Source organism: Rhizobium sp. P40RR-XXII (assembly GCF_012641405.1).
Lineage (GTDB): Bacteria > Pseudomonadota > Alphaproteobacteria > Rhizobiales > Rhizobiaceae > Rhizobium.
In genome coordinates this window covers 37,696-55,081 of the sequence record NZ_JABAII010000020.1, presented here as the reverse complement: position 1 = coordinate 55,081, position 17,386 = coordinate 37,696, and the positions used below count along the sequence as shown (strand labels likewise).

The 17,386-nt window shown below is 55.8% G+C and carries 16 protein-coding genes and 1 pseudogene; 10 read left to right on the top strand and 7 right to left on the bottom strand.

Annotated elements, in window-relative coordinates; all coding sequences use genetic code 11:
- Positions 1-63: 63 nt before the first annotated feature.
- From HGP16_RS28055 to HGP16_RS28045, 3 genes are read right to left on the bottom strand one after another with little or no spacing between them, the layout of a single operon-like run.
- A complete protein-coding gene (locus HGP16_RS28055) occupies positions 64-3,264 on the bottom strand; it encodes an efflux RND transporter permease subunit (RefSeq protein WP_168843241.1) in 3,201 nt (1,066 codons plus the stop codon).
- Positions 3,261-4,265 carry an efflux RND transporter periplasmic adaptor subunit gene (locus HGP16_RS28050; RefSeq protein ID WP_246705613.1) on the bottom strand — a complete coding sequence of 335 codons (1,005 nt, stop codon included), beginning with the start codon at positions 4,263-4,265 and terminating at the stop codon, positions 3,261-3,263. Before HGP16_RS28050 ends, HGP16_RS28055 begins: the two co-directional genes overlap by 4 nt.
- Complete coding sequence (locus tag HGP16_RS28045) at positions 4,237-4,437, bottom strand: DUF2892 domain-containing protein (RefSeq protein WP_168843240.1); 201 nt, start codon at positions 4,435-4,437, stop codon at positions 4,237-4,239. The genes HGP16_RS28050 and HGP16_RS28045 overlap by 29 nt, the downstream gene beginning before the upstream one ends.
- Positions 4,438-4,713: 276 nt before the next feature.
- On the opposite strand from HGP16_RS28045, the gene HGP16_RS28040 reads away from it, so the two are divergent.
- Both HGP16_RS28040 and trxC read left to right on the top strand, forming a co-directional pair.
- Positions 4,714-5,028 carry a helix-turn-helix transcriptional regulator gene (locus HGP16_RS28040; protein ID WP_168843239.1) on the top strand — a complete coding sequence of 105 codons (315 nt, stop codon included), beginning with the start codon at positions 4,714-4,716 and terminating at the stop codon, positions 5,026-5,028.
- Entirely contained in the window at positions 4,991-5,539 is a 549-nt protein-coding gene (gene trxC, locus HGP16_RS28035; RefSeq protein WP_312867340.1) for a thioredoxin TrxC, read from the top strand. Before HGP16_RS28040 ends, trxC begins: the two co-directional genes overlap by 38 nt.
- Positions 5,540-5,741: 202 nt before the next feature.
- Here trxC and HGP16_RS28030 read toward each other — a convergent pair whose 3' ends face one another.
- The gene (locus tag HGP16_RS28030; RefSeq protein ID WP_168843237.1) at positions 5,742-7,496 is read right to left on the bottom strand and encodes an ABC transporter ATP-binding protein/permease; all 1,755 of its coding nucleotides are present in this window, start codon (positions 7,494-7,496) and stop codon (positions 5,742-5,744) included.
- A 549-nt stretch (positions 7,497-8,045) separates the two neighbouring features.
- Positions 8,046-8,471: an EF-hand domain-containing protein gene (locus HGP16_RS28025; protein ID WP_168843236.1), complete on the bottom strand. Its 426-nt coding sequence runs from the start codon at positions 8,469-8,471 to the stop codon at positions 8,046-8,048.
- Between the two features lie 547 nt (positions 8,472-9,018).
- On the opposite strand from HGP16_RS28025, the pseudogene HGP16_RS34215 reads away from it, so the two are divergent.
- From HGP16_RS34215 to HGP16_RS27990, 8 genes and pseudogenes are all read left to right on the top strand, one after another.
- Positions 9,019-9,400, top strand: a pseudogene (locus tag HGP16_RS34215) (heavy metal translocating P-type ATPase); the annotation flags it as partial.
- A gap of 308 nt (positions 9,401-9,708) precedes the next feature.
- Positions 9,709-10,032, top strand: a complete 324-nt coding sequence (locus HGP16_RS28020; RefSeq protein WP_168843235.1) for a c-type cytochrome — start codon at positions 9,709-9,711, stop codon at positions 10,030-10,032.
- A gap of 383 nt (positions 10,033-10,415) precedes the next feature.
- Complete coding sequence (locus HGP16_RS34775) at positions 10,416-10,997, top strand: thermostable hemolysin (protein ID WP_168843234.1); 582 nt, start codon at positions 10,416-10,418, stop codon at positions 10,995-10,997.
- Complete coding sequence (locus HGP16_RS28010; RefSeq protein WP_168843233.1) at positions 10,981-12,444, top strand: AMP-binding protein; 1,464 nt, start codon at positions 10,981-10,983, stop codon at positions 12,442-12,444. Before HGP16_RS34775 ends, HGP16_RS28010 begins: the two co-directional genes overlap by 17 nt.
- A gap of 20 nt (positions 12,445-12,464) precedes the next feature.
- On the top strand, positions 12,465-13,133 hold the full coding sequence (locus HGP16_RS28005) for a TenA family transcriptional regulator (RefSeq protein ID WP_168843232.1): 669 nt from the start codon (positions 12,465-12,467) through the stop codon (positions 13,131-13,133).
- A complete protein-coding gene (locus HGP16_RS28000; protein WP_246705612.1) occupies positions 13,093-13,938 on the top strand; it encodes an SDR family NAD(P)-dependent oxidoreductase in 846 nt (281 codons plus the stop codon). The genes HGP16_RS28005 and HGP16_RS28000 overlap by 41 nt, the downstream gene beginning before the upstream one ends.
- Positions 13,925-14,587: a tetratricopeptide repeat protein gene (locus HGP16_RS27995; protein WP_168843231.1), complete on the top strand. Its 663-nt coding sequence runs from the start codon at positions 13,925-13,927 to the stop codon at positions 14,585-14,587. Before HGP16_RS28000 ends, HGP16_RS27995 begins: the two co-directional genes overlap by 14 nt.
- Before the next feature lie 92 nt (positions 14,588-14,679).
- Positions 14,680-15,240, top strand: coding sequence for a class I SAM-dependent methyltransferase (locus HGP16_RS27990; RefSeq protein WP_168843230.1), 561 nt, complete (start codon positions 14,680-14,682; stop codon positions 15,238-15,240).
- 38 nt (positions 15,241-15,278) lie between these two features.
- Here the strand turns inward: HGP16_RS27990 and HGP16_RS27985 are convergent, their stop codons facing one another.
- Both HGP16_RS27985 and HGP16_RS27980 read right to left on the bottom strand, forming a co-directional pair.
- Entirely contained in the window at positions 15,279-16,019 is a 741-nt protein-coding gene (locus HGP16_RS27985; protein WP_168843229.1) for a glycosyltransferase family 25 protein, read from the bottom strand.
- Positions 16,020-16,024: 5 nt separating this feature from the next.
- A complete protein-coding gene (locus HGP16_RS27980) occupies positions 16,025-17,140 on the bottom strand; it encodes a glycosyltransferase family 25 protein (RefSeq protein ID WP_312867339.1) in 1,116 nt (371 codons plus the stop codon).
- Between the last annotated feature and the right edge of the window lie 246 nt (positions 17,141-17,386).

Sequence of the window (17,386 nt, the reverse complement as noted above, 5' to 3'; positions counted from 1 at the left end):
CGGCAAGCTATTCCTATTGCCAGGTGGTTGCGACCAACTGGCCGCGACTATAGCGTTCTTCCTTTAGGTCCTGAGCACTCGATAGATGGCTGGAATGACAAGCACGGTCAGCAAAGTCGAAGACGCGAGCCCAAAGAGAAGTGAAATCGCCAGTCCCTGAAAAATCGGATCCGACAGGATGACCGCAGCTCCGATCATTGCCGCCAACGCCGTTAGCAGGATTGGCTTTGAACGGATCGCACCTGCCTCGATCAATATCTCGGTCAAGGGCTTTCCGGATGACGCGGAGTGCCGGATAAAATCCACAAGCAGGATCGAATTGCGCACGATGATGCCGGCAAGCGCGATAAAGCCGATCATGGAGGTGGCCGAAAACGGTGCGCCGAAAAACCAATGGCCAGACAAGATTCCGATGAAGGTCAGCGGAATCGGCGTGAGGATCACCAAAGGCAGTCTGAACGATCCGAACTGGGCAACGACAAGGATATAGATGCCGAGCAGCGCGACGCCGAAAGCGGCGCCCATGTCGCGGAAGGTCACCCAGGTAACCTCCCATTCGCCATCCCAAAGGAGAGTGGAAACGGATTCGTCCATCGGCTGGCCGTGCAAAGAGATAACCGGTTTCCGCAGGCCCTTCCAATCCTGCATGTCGAGTGCATGGCGCACCGCGACCATGCCATATAGGGGAGCTTCATATGCGCCGGCGAGTTCTGCGGTCACCATCTCAGTGGCGCGACCATTGTGCCGGAAAATCGGATAAGAAGCCTTTTCCTCATGAATTCTGACGACGTCGCCGAGCTCCACCACGCCTCGCTCTCCCGGAAGCACGTTGGCCGGGATGGGCGTGGTCAGAAAGCCTTCATCCATCACCCGTCTGTTCTTGGGAAGCTCGATCCGGATTGGAATAGGTGATCTGCCGCCGCCACGATGGGAATAGCCCACCGTCCTGCCACCGTTGAGAATCGCAAGCGTATCCAGAACGTCTGCTTCCTCGACATGAAAAAATTCCGCGTCGTCAGGCGAAATAGTGGCTCTCAGACGCCTTGCCGGCTTGCCATAGGAATTGTCAACGTCAACGATGAAGGGAACGGCACGGAAGACCTCTTCCACTCTGCCCGCCGTCTGCCGGCGTGTCTCTGCGTCCGGGCCGTAGATTTCGGCGAGCAGCGTGGCGAGCACCGGAGGGCCCGGCGGCGGTTCGACCAGCTTCACTTTCGTGCCTGCCGGAAGCGCAATTTCAGCGAGACGCTTTCGAATTGCGACCGCCAGATCGTGACTGCTACGGGACCGCTGGTCCTTGGGAACAAGTTCCAACGACGTCTCGCCCTGCTGACTGCCACTGCGCAAGTAGTAATGCCTGACGAGGCCGTCGAAGTTGAAAGGGGCTGCCGTCCCAGCATATGTCTCAGCTGAGCGCACCTCCTGGAACTCCATTGTCGCTCGTGCGATGGTTTGCGCGACCGCATCCGTCGCCTCGACGGAGGAGCCTTCCGGCAGGTCGATTAGGACGGACAGTTCCGATTTGTTGTCGAAGGGCAGAAGCTTGACGGTCACCTTCTCCAAATAAAACAGGGACAGTGAGCCCAAGGTCAAGATGCCGACAGCAAGCAAGAAAATCCAGCTTCGCGCCTTTGAAGCAAGTATTGGTCGTGCCATCGCTGCATAAAGCCGACCGACCATCCCTCCTTGCGCATGATGGTCAGCGCCATGAACACCGGATCTGCCGGCAAGCTTCATCATCAGCCAGGGTGTCACAATCACGGCAACGAAAAAGGAGAAGATCATCGCAGCGGACGCATTGGCAGGAATCGGGCTCATATAGGGTCCCATCATGCCCGAGACGAACAGCATCGGCAGAAGAGCCGCGACCACGGTCAGCGTCGCTATGATCGTCGGGTTGCCGACTTCGGCAACTGCTTCCACGGCTCCTTGATACCGCGAGCGTCCATCCGCCATCGCCCAGTGTCGGGAGATATTCTCAATTACCACGATGGCGTCGTCGACCAGGATGCCGATCGAGAATATCAAGGCAAAGAGCGAGACGCGATTGAGGGTATATCCCATCAACTGCGAGGCAAACAGTGTCAAGAGGATCGTGACCGGAATGACGATCGCAACTACTACAGCCTCTCGCCAGCCAATGGCGAGACCGACAAGCAGGATAATCGAAGCCGTCGCCAGCCCGAGATGTAGGAGCAGCTCGTTTGCCTTTTCATTGGCAGTTTCCCCGTAATTTCGGGTAACGCTGACTATCATCTCCTGCGGAATAAGTGATCCTTTGAGTGCGTCGATACGGGTCATCAGAGCGTTCGCCACATCAACCGCATTGGCACCGGTGCGTTTTGCCACAGCGACAGTGACCGCGGGTAGACGTTTCAGGTCCGAATTGTTACGAATTAGCCGGGACGCAATAGTCTCATTAGAATCGGATGCCAAATAGGTTTCCGCCACATCGCGGACATAAACGGGCCTGTTGTCACGGGTCGTGATGAGAAGATTGCCAATTTGCTCAGGCGTTGCGAGGGTCTCTCCTGCAACGAGACCAATTTGTTCACCTTTGTCGCGCACTGTTCCCGCCGGAAAAGCTTGGTTGGCGCCGGCCACCTTCTGTGCAAGCTGCTGCAAAGTGACGCCATAAAGCGCGAGCTTCTGTGGATCGGGCGCAACCCGGAAGGTCTCATCCGCCTCGCCGACGAGGTAGGTCAGACCGACATTCTCGACCTTCGACAACTCAGTACGGACTTCCCTTGCGACACGCGTCAGATCATTGGCCGATATGCGAGCAGTAGCCTCCGGTGCGGGTGAAAGCGTGAAGGAAAGTATCGCAACATCGTCTATGCCTCGGCCGACGACCAGTGGCGCAGGGATGCCAACCGGAATGCGGTCCATGTTCGCCTGGATCTTTTCATGAACGCGCAATACGGCCGTATCGGACGATGTGCCCACGAAAAAGCGCGCGGTCACGAGGACCTGATCGTCCCGGATCTGAGAATAGACGTGCTCAACACCGTCAATGCCTTTCACTATCGTTTCCAAGGGCTCCGCAACGAGTTTCACCGCATCTTCCGCCTTAAGGCCACGTGCCTGCACATGGATATCGACCATGGGAACGGAGATCTGGGGTTCTTCCTCGCGCGGCAGCGTAAAAAGAGCGATCAAGCCGAACGTAAGCGCGGCCAGGAGCAAGAGTGGCGTCAGTGGCGAACGGATGAACATGCCGGTAAGCCGCCCGGCCATGCCGTAATCGTTGGGTTGCGAAGTCATGGCAAGACGATCTCATCACCGGCAGCAAGCCCGGTCAGCACTTCCCTGTAATTGCCGTCCGGTCGATTTATGACTTCGCTGGCGATAACAACACGCTGCAAAGTTGCGGCGCCTTCGTTCACGGAGACGAAATCCACGCCATCGTGAGTGGCGATGGCACTGGCCGGTACGAGGAGCGCTTGCCGCTCGCCCACCGGGAGCTGAACAAGAACGCGGGCGTTGACGAAAGTCGTATCGAGGGCTCCCGCCTCAACGTCGGCGATAACTCTCCCATTCTCGATTTGTGGATAAATCTTTGCCAGTTTTCCGATTGTCTGCCGCCCATCCAGGGAGACTCTGATGTCGGCGCCCTGCTTGAGCGCGCCGGCATGCCGTTCGGGAACCGCAAGACGGAGAAACAGGCCGCCACCGCCCACAATCGCCACTGTCTCACCAGCCATGATCACAGCGCCGCGAGTTATAGGTACCGTTAAAATCTTCCCATCCGAGGGCGCGTCCACCTCTCCCTCCGATTGCTGCCGGACGACGACGGAACGCTGCGCCTCCATTGCGCTGATCTGGTTCTGCAAAACGCCGGTCTGCGATCGAAGCTCATCAAGCTTCTGCTGAGTGACAATACCCCGGCTCACAAGGGATTCGCCGCGTATCAGATCGGCCTGAGCTGCCGTCAGCTGCGATCGTAACGCGCCAATCTGAGCATCGAGCGCTGCAATTTGGAATGCAAGCTTCTCGTCTTCGACCGTTGCAATCTTCTGTCCAGCCTTGACGACATCCCCTTCCGTAGCGCGAAGATCAGCAACGGTCCCTCCTATGCGGGCACGGGCCGGCACCGTATTGCGTGCTTCGATCGTGCCGTAAACCGCTTTCCATTCGGTGATGATGACAGGTTCCAATTTCATGGTCACCGCATCTGCCTCGCCAGCAAACAACAGCGGGGCTACGGCGAGCAAGAGAAGTCGCATGATGAAGTCCTCAAAAGGCAGCGCCTGAACGGATGCCAAGCTTGCGAAACACCGTTGCAGCAGGGCAGAAGCCTGTGAATGCCGATTGCAGGAGGTTGACGCCGACAAATATCGTCAGCCAAACGAAATAGGCTGACACCCACCAGGTTAACGCGACCGACAAAAGCACCATCAAACCTGCAAATGCGAGAACCGAACGATCTAAGGTCATTTTTCTTCCTTTCCTCTCTTGCCCATTTCCGGACAGCAGACCAGTCGAACCACCCCGACGGATTGCATCCCGTGGCCTCGCTGCTTGCTATGACATTCTGATAAGCGATTGTTCTGCGCCTTGACCCGGATCAACCCGGGCCAAGCGTCGTATCTCTTCCGTGGTTCCGGTTAGACGGCTATTCACGTGGGATGGGCCGTGAGACTGCCTCATTTGACTTATACTTCAATTCATGTGAATGTAATATCATATTTTTGTAAACTGTAAAGGGCCACCATGGACGTAGCTGAAGCAATCGCCAAAAAAGCAGATAATGCTGCAGAATTTCTCAGCGGCCTCGCCAACACGCACCGACTATTAATTTTATGTGAGCTGGCTAACGGCGAACGCAATGTGTCGGCGCTCATAAATGCGACTGGTATTGCCCAGACGTCTATGTCCCAGCACCTTGGTAAGCTCAAGAAGGAAGGCATCGTGGATTTTCGCAGGGAGCATCGCACACTCCACTACTTCATCGCTGACGAGGCCGCGCTGCAGATAATGACTATCTTGTATGAGAGGTTCTGTCGAAACCAGTCAACAAACGAATGATGGAGATTGCGTCAGGTCAAGTCGAACAAGTCAACGGCAGTATAAGATTGTATATGTTGAACCAGGGAACTACGGCATGCCTCGAATTGTGCCATGCCCGAGATGCGGGCAATCGAACCGATTGGATGATGGCAGGAATGACCGCGCGGCGCGTTGCTCAAGCTGCAGGTCAGCCCTGTTTACTGGACGACCTGTCTCGCTGATTTCCGAGAACTTTGCGCGCCAGATTAGTTCCCAGGATCTACCGGTCGTGGTTGATTTCTGGGCCTCATGGTGCGGCCCGTGTCAAGCAATGGCTCCAATCTTGGAGGACGCAGCATCACGATTTGAACCCCGCATTCGCTTTGCAAAAGTCGATACACAAGCCGAACCTGAACTAACCGCCGCGTATGGGATCCGGGCCATCCCGACGCTGATAATGTTTAAAGGCGGCAAGGAGATTGCCCGGCGGAGTGGAGCGATGGCCAGTGGGCAACTTCGTCAGTGGTTGGAGCAATATCATCTCGCTTAAAGCGGGACCGGATCCATCTCGACAGGTAGAGTCAGCACGGTGGAGACGAATAGCACTCCATCTTCCGATTTTGAAAAGTTGTACGTCATTCGTATTTGGCAAGCGGCGGATCCCGCATGATTATGGGATCCTTACGTGTGAAACATTCCCTTTAGCGGCACCTATCTCCCAATCAAAACACCTTCAAAAAGCAGGGCGGCGATCACCCGGATGCTGGAACGACTTTGAGGCGCGGGCGCGCGGTCAAATAAAGGATTCTGGAATAGAACCCATACTGTGCCTCATTGCTGGATATGCTTAGGACGGCTGTTTTCGACAATTCTTTTTCAAATAGTGAAAACAACATCTTCCGATCATCGTCGTCGAGATGGCATAACGTTTCGTCGCTTACAACCCATTCGGGCTCGTGGACAAGGAGCCTGGCAAAGGCCAGATGTTGCTGTTCGTCCACCGTCAGCTCTCTATCCCACCGAGCCAGCCGATCGAGCGAGGAGATCAGATGAGCAAGGTTCGTGCGCGCGAGGGCGCGACCAAAATCCTTTTGTTTAAAGACCGAAGCCTCGTATGGGTAGGCAAGGACATCCCGCAGCGATCCGTCCGGAAGATACAACCTTTGCGGCAGGAAGATGATCTTTGCCTTCGGGGGGAGTAAAAGCCGCCCGGTTCCCCACGGCCACAGTCCGGCAAGCGCTCGAAACAGCGTGCTTTTGCCCGTTCCCGGCCTACCAATGACGAGGAGTCGCTCTCCCGGGCGAAGCTCCAGCCTTGGTTCGCTGATGGAGATCGTGCGGTCAGCCATCTCCACGATCATGCCTTCGATGACAAACGCCGGCGCGTTCTCCAGCACTGTGATGCGATTCTCCGAGGGCGCGGCAAGGTCTAGCGCGATAAGCGCCTGTCGCAAATCCATCACGCGCTCGAGCGTAGCTAGCCAGTCGGCTATGTTACCCGCATTATCAACATACCAACGGAGTGCCTGCTGTACCTGGTTGAAGGCGCCGACGACCATCATTAGCCCGCCGAACGTGAGGTGACCGCCGAAATATCCTGGAGCGGCGGCGATGATCGGAACCACTGTGGTGAACCACCCGTATCCTGCGGTAATTCCCGTCAGCCGCGTTGTAACGTTGGCAATACGCCGCACGGTGCTAATCACACTTTTGAATTCCCGTTCGAGCCGCGTCCGTTCGCCCTGCTCGCCTCCGCTGAGCGCAATCCCATCGCGGGATTCGTTTGCCCGCATGAGCCCGAAACGGAACTCGGCTTCTTGAGCATAGCGCGTCGCATTCAGTCCGATTAGTGGACGCCCTAGACGCCAGCTCAGCCAAGAGCCCGACGCCGCATAAATCAACGCGACCCAAACCATGAACCCTGGAATCTGAAGACGGCGTCCCTCAAATTCGAACACGAAACCGCGGGAAAGCAGCCATAGCACGCCGACGAAGCTGAGCAGCAATAATGTCGACTGAAGCATCCCCAGGGCGAGTGATACAGTAAGCTCGGTCAGTCGCCTCGCATCCTCCTGTATCCGCTGATCAGGATTGCTGCCGACTGGAGCTACGCCGGCGAGAAGGACAGCTCTTCGCGGCGTAAACCATTGGACGAGGAGGTCACGCGTAATGCATTCGCGCAACGCAATTTTTGTCCATTGGTCAAGCCATGCCTGCGCAATGTTCAGGAAGATGAGAGCCCCGGCCACACTGGCAAACACGACGAGCTGTTGGCTGAACGATGCGAGATCGCGGTTTTTCAGCGCGTCGAAGAAGGGTTCGTTCCATGCATTTAGCCGAAGCTGACCAATTGCAGTGGCGCCCACCACGACTATCAGACCAAACGTGAGCAAAATAAGTCCATTGCGGCCGCGCGAACTATGGATTGCGTCCGCATAAGCTCCTAACCGGCGAATAGCTCCAGACGCGCCCGCAAAGAAAGGGAGCAAAGGCTGTTTCTGTGACATTTTGCCTCGATCTTGGATTGGCAAAGTAAGTTATCGACTTTTGCTTCTCCCCAGAAGGACGTAGGTTTTTTTGAATATGCTCCCAAAGTGGCATGCCTTGACCGCAGATCAGAGTGAAGACACATCGCTGCTGTCGACAGTTTGCCTGGTCGAATCCGGTCGGCGCTATTCGCAACCTGAATTCGCGTTCCATCCCTCAACAACGCGGCCGGCGATCAAGACGTCACCACTGTTATGTCGACTTTCTATGATGCCCGATCGCGCGGCGGCAATGCCTGATCAGCACCGCCAGCAACCAAACCACGCTGGGTCGACTTGGCACACTTTCGCCTCCCTAATTCAATGACGTTGGCATGATCACGCTAGAACGTGGCTATGACGACGGCGAAGGACCGAGGCCGTGAAAAATGGAGAATGGCGGGGTGCCACCCCAAGACCCAACGGCAGGCGCTTGAAAGGACGAAACCGTCGGGCATCGACGATCTCGCCGGCAAGAATGTGTGACCAGCGGCGATGTGACCGTCTGTCCACTTAATCACTGTCAGAAGCCTATTGTAGCCAGAATGCTCGCATCTCCTCAGGCGTAACCTTACCATCCTTGTTCGCGTCCATCGCGTTGAAGATCCGCTTGTGGACGGCCGTGACCTCATCGAAGGATAGCGAACCATCCCCGTCCGTGTCCGCGATGGCAAACATGAACTTCATCATGTTCCCGGCCATGGCCATTGTCGGCATGCCGCCCGTCGTTCCGGGCATCATCATGCACTGGAATCCCTTGGACATCATTGGCGATCCATTCATTGCGTCCTGGTCCGCTTCCATCATGCTCCCCATTTCCGAAGGCGGGTTCGTCGGTGACGAGTAACCAGGGCGATGGTCATCCGCCTCGTTTGTCTGCGCAAGTGCCAGGCAGGGGCCGCCGATAGCGACCATGGAGGCGAGAAGGACCGCCACTGGAGTTCGTATCATACTCATATCGCTTCTCCTTTTGCTCTCTTTATATTTGTCAGTTCATTCTGAGGATGATCCCGAAGGGTGTTGTTCTGTAAATTCGACAGGCATTCCATCCGAACGATTGGCGTCGCCTGAACGAATTTCAGATGCCCCCAAGAGGCGCCCCGTTATCGCACGCGAAGGTTGGCCCAAGCCGTGCCTAATCATCCTCGTTACCTACGAAGCCGGTGCGATAATGGCTGCGGTCTAGGGATCCAACTTCATCATCGGAAAGTTTGTCAGTTGTTACGAAGACTTGCGGTCGCCATTGAACAAATCTTGACATCGGCGGCCCTTGGAATGCTGAACATAAGCTAATCATTAGCCACTGGTCGACGTGCAGCCTTGATCCAAGTCAAGAACACCGTCTGCTATGTGCGTCACGAGGCTAGGCTCACTTCGCCATAGCAATTGCCGGCAGGTGCAATCGCAACCAAACGACACTCTTGTGTATCAGCTTGGGCACACATGCTTCCGCGTAGGGGTTGGGCGCCGGCGATCGCCTCGCCGAGCATCGAACGGACAGTTTGTGGTGGGTGATGGGATCAATGACGCACTTGCGCGCGCCGCCGCAGATGTAGGGTTGCCATGGGAGTTCGAGGAGCCGCTGCAGCCGCCGATATCGCGCTTCTCGTTGACCGCATCGACCAATTCTGGAGGGGGCTCGAGATTGCCAGACGTTCTCGCCGCATCGCGCTTGAGACCGTTTGGGCTGGAATTGGCTTTTCCGTCCTCGGCATGCTGGCGGTCGCGTTTGCTTATCTCCCACGGTCGGAGGAGCAAGTCTCCAGGAAGCGATCGACGTTGCCGTCATTTTGAACGCCCTGCGCGCACTCCATATTAAGCCATATACGATTGCCACTGCCGTACAGAGCTCTTCTCACGGTTTCATCCAACTAACCGTCGCCTGACCCCAAACTCATCACGCATACGATGGTCAACATACTGCTTGCTGCTGGCATTAAACAATTCCCGGATGCATTGACCGAAAGCAAAGATGATGACCTTGATTCCGCATATTCAGGACTTGCTTTACTCGCTCACGACTATTGTGGCGCGGAATTGTCATTCTGAGCCGACGAGCTCGGGACAACGGCCTGGACGATGGCGGGCGATGGGCGAATTGCGGCGAAGATGACAAGCGTGTTCGTCGAGACGATGAAACTCATTGCCGACGGTAAGATGCGCACAGGCCTAAAAGTTCAGGAGGATTGGATCGATGAGCAAGAAATGCAGTTTGAAGGGCGTGATCGTCGTCGCTCTCGTTCTGATATTTTTTGACGAAGGCGGCGCGGCAGACCTTATACAGGGACGCAACATCGCGCTGCGCTGGTGCAGCCAGTGTCATGTCGTTGCTCCCGGCCAGACAACCGGTTCCGATTCCGTACCGACATTTGCTCAGATCAGTGAATCTGAGCACCTCGACGAGCCGCGGTTATCAGCCTTTTTGGCGGATCCTCAGCACTCACGAATGCCAAATCTTTCCCTGACACGCGCGGAAATTGCAGATCTAACCGCCTACATCAAGGCTCAGCATCCCTAGCCGGGCTTTGTCGCGTTGCTTCCTCTGCTGGTGCTGGGAAGACGCTAACTCCGCGCAGCATCGAATTGCAGCAGTGCTACTTCTATCAAAGATATTGGCTTTCTAGCGCATTGGTTTTGGCGAAATCGCTTAACCTCCTGCGAGTGCAATCGGGGCGATCCTGAAAAAAGAAGTCATTCCGGTGGACAACGGCAGACGCTACACAAGGAGCACAAACGCGGTAGCGCTTCATCTTCACAATACGGCTACAGAAGATCCAATTTAGGTGCTGCCGAGCAGCTTTCGCCACTTTAAGATCATTCTGAGACCATTCTTCTGTAAGTATGCCGTAATACCAGCACGTAAACTTCGTCGTGTGATCAACAGGGCGGAGCGAAAACGCAATGTTCGGAACGTCAATACTGACGCGGCAAGATGAAAGACGGCCCTCTGCCGAAGCACTCATCACCGACATGTTCAAAATGCGCTACAGCGCCCAGGTTTCAGTCTTTCCCGAAACGCTCATTGCCACGTTCAATGATGATAAGCAGGCGATCTGTGCTGCCGGCCTGCGCTTTTCAAGGGACGGCTTCTTTTCGGAACAGTACCTCAACGATCCCATCGAATTGGTGCTCTCATCCGCTTTTGGCCTTCAGGTCAAGCGCGATGAACTGCTTGAGGTAACCTCTCTCGCAAGCCGGGACGTGCGCCAGACGATCAAATTCGTTCGCGCCATCATATCATACGGCCAACGATCGGGTTACGGCTGGGCCTTCTTTACATTGACCACCCGCGTGGCACGCATGCTTGCCCCTCTCGGCATCGATCTGGTTCCGCTGGCGAGGGCCGAACCCCACCGAGTGGCTCGCAGTGCCGATTGGGGTAGCTATTACAGTTGCGCACCTTACGTCTTTGCCTTTCGAAACCCTGCTCATTCGGCAATTTCCTTCCCATCGAAAGAAAGCATCCATGCGCTTCCTCTTTGACAGCATCGAACGACATCTCACGGAACGTCCCTCGCAAATCGTCGTGGCCGACACACATCAGACACTGACCTGGACAGATCTTAGAAATGCAGTGGCCAACTACCGGAAGAAGCTCGCCACAAACGAGAAGATACTCGGCCTGCTCGCACCGAATGGATGTGAATATGTCGTTGCTCTTCTGGCGGCGGCTGCGGAAGGAAAGACACTCGTTCCGCTACCGACCTTTTTCAGTGACGCCCAACTCTCAAAGATCATTGGCGACGCATCCATCAATCGGATTCTCGTAACCGAGGAAATCGTCCAACGAGCCACGCGACTGGGGGCGCCCCATTCGGTTGTAAACCTGGACACAGCCGATTGCACCTGGAGCGCGCCAGTCGAGAGCTTCGAGACGATCATCTATACATCGGGCAGCGGCGGCCAACCTAAGGGCGTTCGACACACGTCGATCCAGATCGAGGCCGTTGTGCAAAGCCTGGGGGCTGCGAGTGCGGCAACAGCCGAAGATCGTTATCTTTCGCTTCTGCCTCTTCCCATGCTTTTGGAGACCATATGTGCAGTCTTTCTGCCCCTTTTCAGTGGCGCCCGGGTTTATTTCGACGCAAGAATTGCCGAAGGGGTGGCCGCCGGACGCGTTAGCGAGCTGAGCAAGGCCATCATCGACGGCGATCCGACGGCGACAGTGCTTGTTCCACAGCTCCTGAAAGCCTGGCTTTTCGAAATGAGGGCTATGCGGATTCCTCCACCGTCCGGCTTGCGTTTTGTCGCCGTTGGCGGAGCTCCGGTCTCTCGGGCGGTTTTGGATCTTGCCGAAAATATGGGCGTACCTGTCTTCGAAGGCTATGGATTGTCCGAATGCTGCTCTGTGGTGACGCTAAACCGCACAGACGATAGCAAGCCCGGCACCTCTGGCAAGCCGCTTTCCGGCGTTACAATCGCCATTGACAACGGCGAGATCGTCGTCGATGGCCCGACGGTCATGCAAGGTTATCTTGGGTCACCGCTGACCGGCAGATCTTGGCGTACCGGCGATCTTGGGACAATCGACGAGGATGGCTTTCTGACCGTCCATGGTCGCAAGGACAATCTTATTGTCACCAGCTTTGGCAGAAACATCAGCCCGGAATGGGTTGAGACCGCGCTTATGGCCGATCCTCGGATTGCACTTGCGATCATCAGTGGATCCGGCCAATCCGCCTTGCATGCCGTTCTTGTTCCAACGGCGTTCGGGGAGAGCTGGTTCACTACAGCCTCGCAAAAAGACGTCCATTGCCTGATCGCGACCCTATGCAGCGATCTTCCAGCCTATGCCGTGCCCCAGGCATATCAGACCCTTTCGATATCAGATGCGCTCAAGGCCAAGCTGATGACGACAAATGGCCGCCCGATTCGCTGCCGTTTCAATGACTATGTCGCCACCTCCACTCACCAGACAGCGGCACAATAAACCGAATGAAAGGACATCGCATGACATTCTATGATCGGCTGATTGCAGAAACGACCGCAGAGCGCGAAGGATTCCTGCATATTCCACTTGTTTCGCACAGCGTGCGACACGGTGCCCCGAGACAGACCTACATCGCGTTTCTCACGCAGGCCTACCACCACGTAAAACACACTTTCCCGCTTCTTGCTTTGGCTGCTTCCAGAACACACGACGAGCGCTATCAGGACGCACTCGTCGAATATATGGAAGAGGAACGAGGCCATGAAAAATGGATCCTCGACGACATTCAAGCACTCGGCGGCGATGCCGCTGCCGTCGCAGCCGGCGAAGCCGGTCCTGCCTGCAGGATCATGGTTGCCTATGCATATTACGCTATAGAGCATATCAGCCCCTATGCCATGCTTGGCAGCGTTCATGTGCTGGAAGGCATGTCGGTTTTGCTGGCCGATCAGCTTGCTAATAGTCTGAGGGCAAAATTCGGCATATCCGACGACATCGGTTTTTCCTACCTGCGCTCGCATGGAGCTCTCGATCAGGAGCATGTCGCATTCTTCAGGTCGATGATCAATGGCTTCGAGGATCGGGCCATCCAAGATCTGGTCGTCGCCCAATCGAAAATGTTCTACCGCCTTTACGGCGCGATCTTCCATGAACTCGGTGAACGGGCGGACTTACGACATGCCGCTTAAAGGCAAACGCATCCTCATAACGGGGGCAGGTTCGGGCATTGGTCGAGCGCTCGCGATAGACGCCTCACGACGCGGCGCGCATGTCTGTATCTGCGGCCGGCGCAAGGACAAGCTGGATGAAACCATGCGCCTTTTGCCTGGAAGCCAGCATCTGCAACTTACGGCGGATGTTACCATCAACACGGATCGTATAGGCATCGAGGAACTGTTGTTACGACGGTGGAACGGGGTCGACATTCTCGTTAACAATGCGGGTCTGATCTTATCCGGCCCGCTCGAATTAACCGATCCGGCCCAGATCGAGGCGCTTGTCGTGACGAACGTCATCGCGCCGATCTTGCTCACGCGACAGCTTATCCCTCTTTTGAAGGAGGGCACGCTGCCGAGGATCGTTAACATCGGATCGATGTTCGGAGAAATACCGTTTCCTCGATTTGCCACCTATTCCACCTCGAAAGCCGCCATGAAGGGTTTTTCCGTTGCCTTGCGCCGGGAATTGCGAGGCATCGGCATTGCCGTAACCTATGCTGCTCCACGAGCCACCGACACGGACGGCGCCGCAGTGGCGCTGGATGCAGCCGCTGGCTCGAAGCTGGATGCGCCTGAGCGAGTTGCCACTCAGATTTGGGACGCGGTGGATCTCGACAAGGACGTTGTATACCCGTCTGCGTCGGAGAGACTCTTCTTGCTGATACAGTCGATCGCCCCTCGGGTAATCGATCGGGCCGTTGCGAGACCGCCCAGACAATCATCCATCTCACACGAAAAACAGACTCGAAAGGAGGCAGTCCATGTCCAAAATTAGGACGCTGTTGGCAATCGGAGCGCTTTTCCTCACCACTCTCGCGCCAGCCCTACGGGCCGACGAGATTTCGGAAATGAATTCCGACATCGCCAAGGTCCGCGGTCAATGGGAAACGCTCAAATTCACGATGCGTGCTGGCGACAAACAGACCATGCTGATGAACCAGCTCGGCCAGGACGCCGATCAGCTCGCAACCAAATACCCCAATCATGCTGAAGCGTTGATCTGGGACGGCATCATCACCAGCGAACGCGCCTCGATGGCCAGTGCGTTTTCAGCCCTGACACTCGCCAAGCGCGCCAGGGACATTCTGCAGAAAGCCTATGACATCGACCCACGAGCGCTCGATGCGGGTGCGCCGACCAGTCTTGCGGTCCTTTACTATCGGGTGCCAGGTTTTCCGCTGGGCTTTGGCGATACGAAGAAGGCGCGTGCACTGCTGGAAGAGGCGGTCCGCAGCGCTCCCCAAGGCCTCGACACGCAGTATTTCTACGGAGATTTTCTCTACGAACAACATGAATATCCGAAAGCGGAAGCCGTTCTGCAGCAGGCCTTGAAGATTCCACCGAGCCAGGATCGCCCCCTTTGGGATCATAACCGTCGGCTGGTCATCGAACAGCTCATCGGCAAGATTAAAGCCAAAGCATGAGCATGCCAGCACATAGACGCGGAATCTGGTCCGCCACCGGACGCCAATTACGGTGTCCGGAAGGTTTTTTCGGCCCATGGGTCGGTCGGTTCATGACCATCGTCAATCGGCAGCCATATAGGCTAGCTGTTAAGGCTTTGGAGGTGCAAGCCTCCGACCGCGTACTCGAACTGGGCTTCGGTGCAGGACGCAGCCTTGCGCGCCTTTGCCGTCTTGCCGCGAATGGCAAGGTGGTCGCGATCGAACATTCCGAAGCCATGCTCACCATGGCGCGACGGAAAAATCGGCGGCAAATAGCGGCCGGAAGGCTCGATTTGCAGGCCGGGCGATTTTCTCCCCTGGAGTTTCCAGAGGGTTTCTTCGATCGTATCCTTCTCGTCAACGTTATCTACTTCTTCGATCGGGCTGGCCGCGATATCGCGGAATGCTACCGCGTATTAAGATCAGGCGGTCGCATCGCCATGTATGCGACTGACAAGGAAACTATGAAGCGATGGCCCTTTTGCGAAGAAGAGAACCACCGCATCTTCGGACCTGATGATATTGTTGAAATGCTTGCGAGCGCCGGCTTTATGCGGGACGACATGACGGTCGAGCCGGTTCCGCTGCCATTTGGCATCCGTGGACTGGTGGTTGGCGCGACCAAACGTTGACAATAGCGAAGAAAATAGACCGAGCTGCGGCTGGTTACCTAAATTTCCAATACGTAGCGAATCCGCCGATAATATTCGGCAAGGCGCAAGAGGTGCGTGGGCAGGCGTTTCGCGCCGACGAATTTCACATGATTATAATCTGCCCGCTTTCCAATCAAACTGGTATGGCTAGAGCTCATTAAGTTTACGACGTTTTCGCGGACACTCATGACATTTAGGCCGTGGTGCCATCCTCGCTCCAGCGCCACATCGAAGGGGAAGCTCATAATTCTCAGGAATGGAAGTGCGATCTGCGCGCCGCGCCTAGTGATAACATAACAAGCTGCCGAGCCTTGCGGCCCATGCAGGCAACGACCGACTTCATCGCCGAAATCACTTATCGCGACGCCGAGAAATCCGTGACTTCTGTGATTAAACAATTTCACGACATCCGCGCTTGGAACGACAGCAAGAATGGCCGTCGTCCTGTCAAGCAGGTCGCCGGAGACATCGATGTCATCCTCCATGACCAACGCTGCATCGAAATCGCTTTCGAGAAAGCTGGCAAGGCATCTGAGATGGCTGCGATAGCAACCATATTCTCCCGCAAGAATTGCGCGTCCGCCGTGCCTGGCGAAACCCTTCCAATCGACATCGCGAAATTCCTTCTGCGATAGATTGCGCCCGTCGGTAGCACTCACCCTGACGATGTCGATGCCATGTTTTGCTGCCCTGGAACATATGATATTCCATCGCTCCACCGACCTATCCAGATTGATGACGTAAACACCTAACCTCATCGCATCTAGCCGATCCGCCTTGCCGAGCTGTCTGGAGCGGATATCTTTTCGGTCTGGCTTGTCTGCCCGCTGAATGTTTCTTCTGTCATTCGCGCACATGTCAGATGGCCGACGAGGCACATAAGCCGCGCCGGCAATCGTATGGTCTCAATGAAGATTCGATAGGGCATCACCGTCAAGTAATGTCCTCGCGATCTATGATAGCGCCGGCGCCTTCCCTGGATTTGCGAGGGCAGGTCCAATTGCTGATCCACGGGGACGGGTACGACAAAAGCTGACTTCAATCCGCCAAAGAATTCAAGGTCGAATGCCAAGTCGAAGGGCAATTGCATAGGCACGAGCTTTTCGACAAACCAATGTGCCGCGCGTCGATTGATGATATAGGCGCCTGAGCCTTTTTCGCGTGTCAATGCGACCGCCAGACTTCGAGTTTTGGTCAGCCTGGAAAAGCGAAACTTTCGTCCGTCGCTGACCGTCGAAAGGCGCAAGATGTCCCATTTCTCGTTCTGTTGGAGCGTCGCATCCAGAAGTTCCGCAAAGTCGTCCGGAAACTCGAGATCATCCTCAAGCACCAGAGCGAACTCGCTATTCGAGGCAAGAAGGCGCCGAGCACATTCTATATGGCTCAGATAGCAACCGACTTCGGCGGGATTGCGCCGGCGGCCATGCTTGAAACGGAACGCAACCTCGTTGAAGTCCCTGATCGGAAAGTCGAGGGCAGCACCATCGACCGCCGATACTCGTTGAGCGTGCAGGCCGATGCACCCAAGTTTCTGTTGCATGGCAACCAGCCGGTCGACCGCGCGATCAAGATTGATCAAAAAGACCGTCAGCGACGCTTCGCCTTGCCTTGTGCTTACCATGTCGCATCCACTCCGAGGCGGCGACATCACCGTCTCATCCGAGCGAACATGTTGAGTTCGGCTTACCGCACGCTTACAAAATCTCGGCGAAAAGATGGAATTTGTCCCGATCCCTCGTCTTCTGGTACCCAATTCGCGCCTATTGAAGGCTCCTGCTAGGGACATCTGCTCCAGAAGTATGACGCCATCATTTTCAGGCTGGTGACAGTAACGCACACTAAGTTGGGCCGCGGTTCGAACGATCCGTCCCGTGTTCAACGGACGTGATTGTGGATTAAAGCCGTACTCATACGGAGAACCCCATATGAAGGCGCTTGATCGTTTGAAACACTACGTACGAACTTATGATTCCATTGATGACGCCTTATGCACGCACGTCCTTTGCTGAGGTTGGCATTCTTCTGCTGGCTAGCGCAGTCGTTGCCCGTCGCGGGTTCCAGGTCGCAAGTGCCCGCAAGCAACGCACCCCCCAATGGGTAGGCGGCATCATCCAAAAGATAGCGA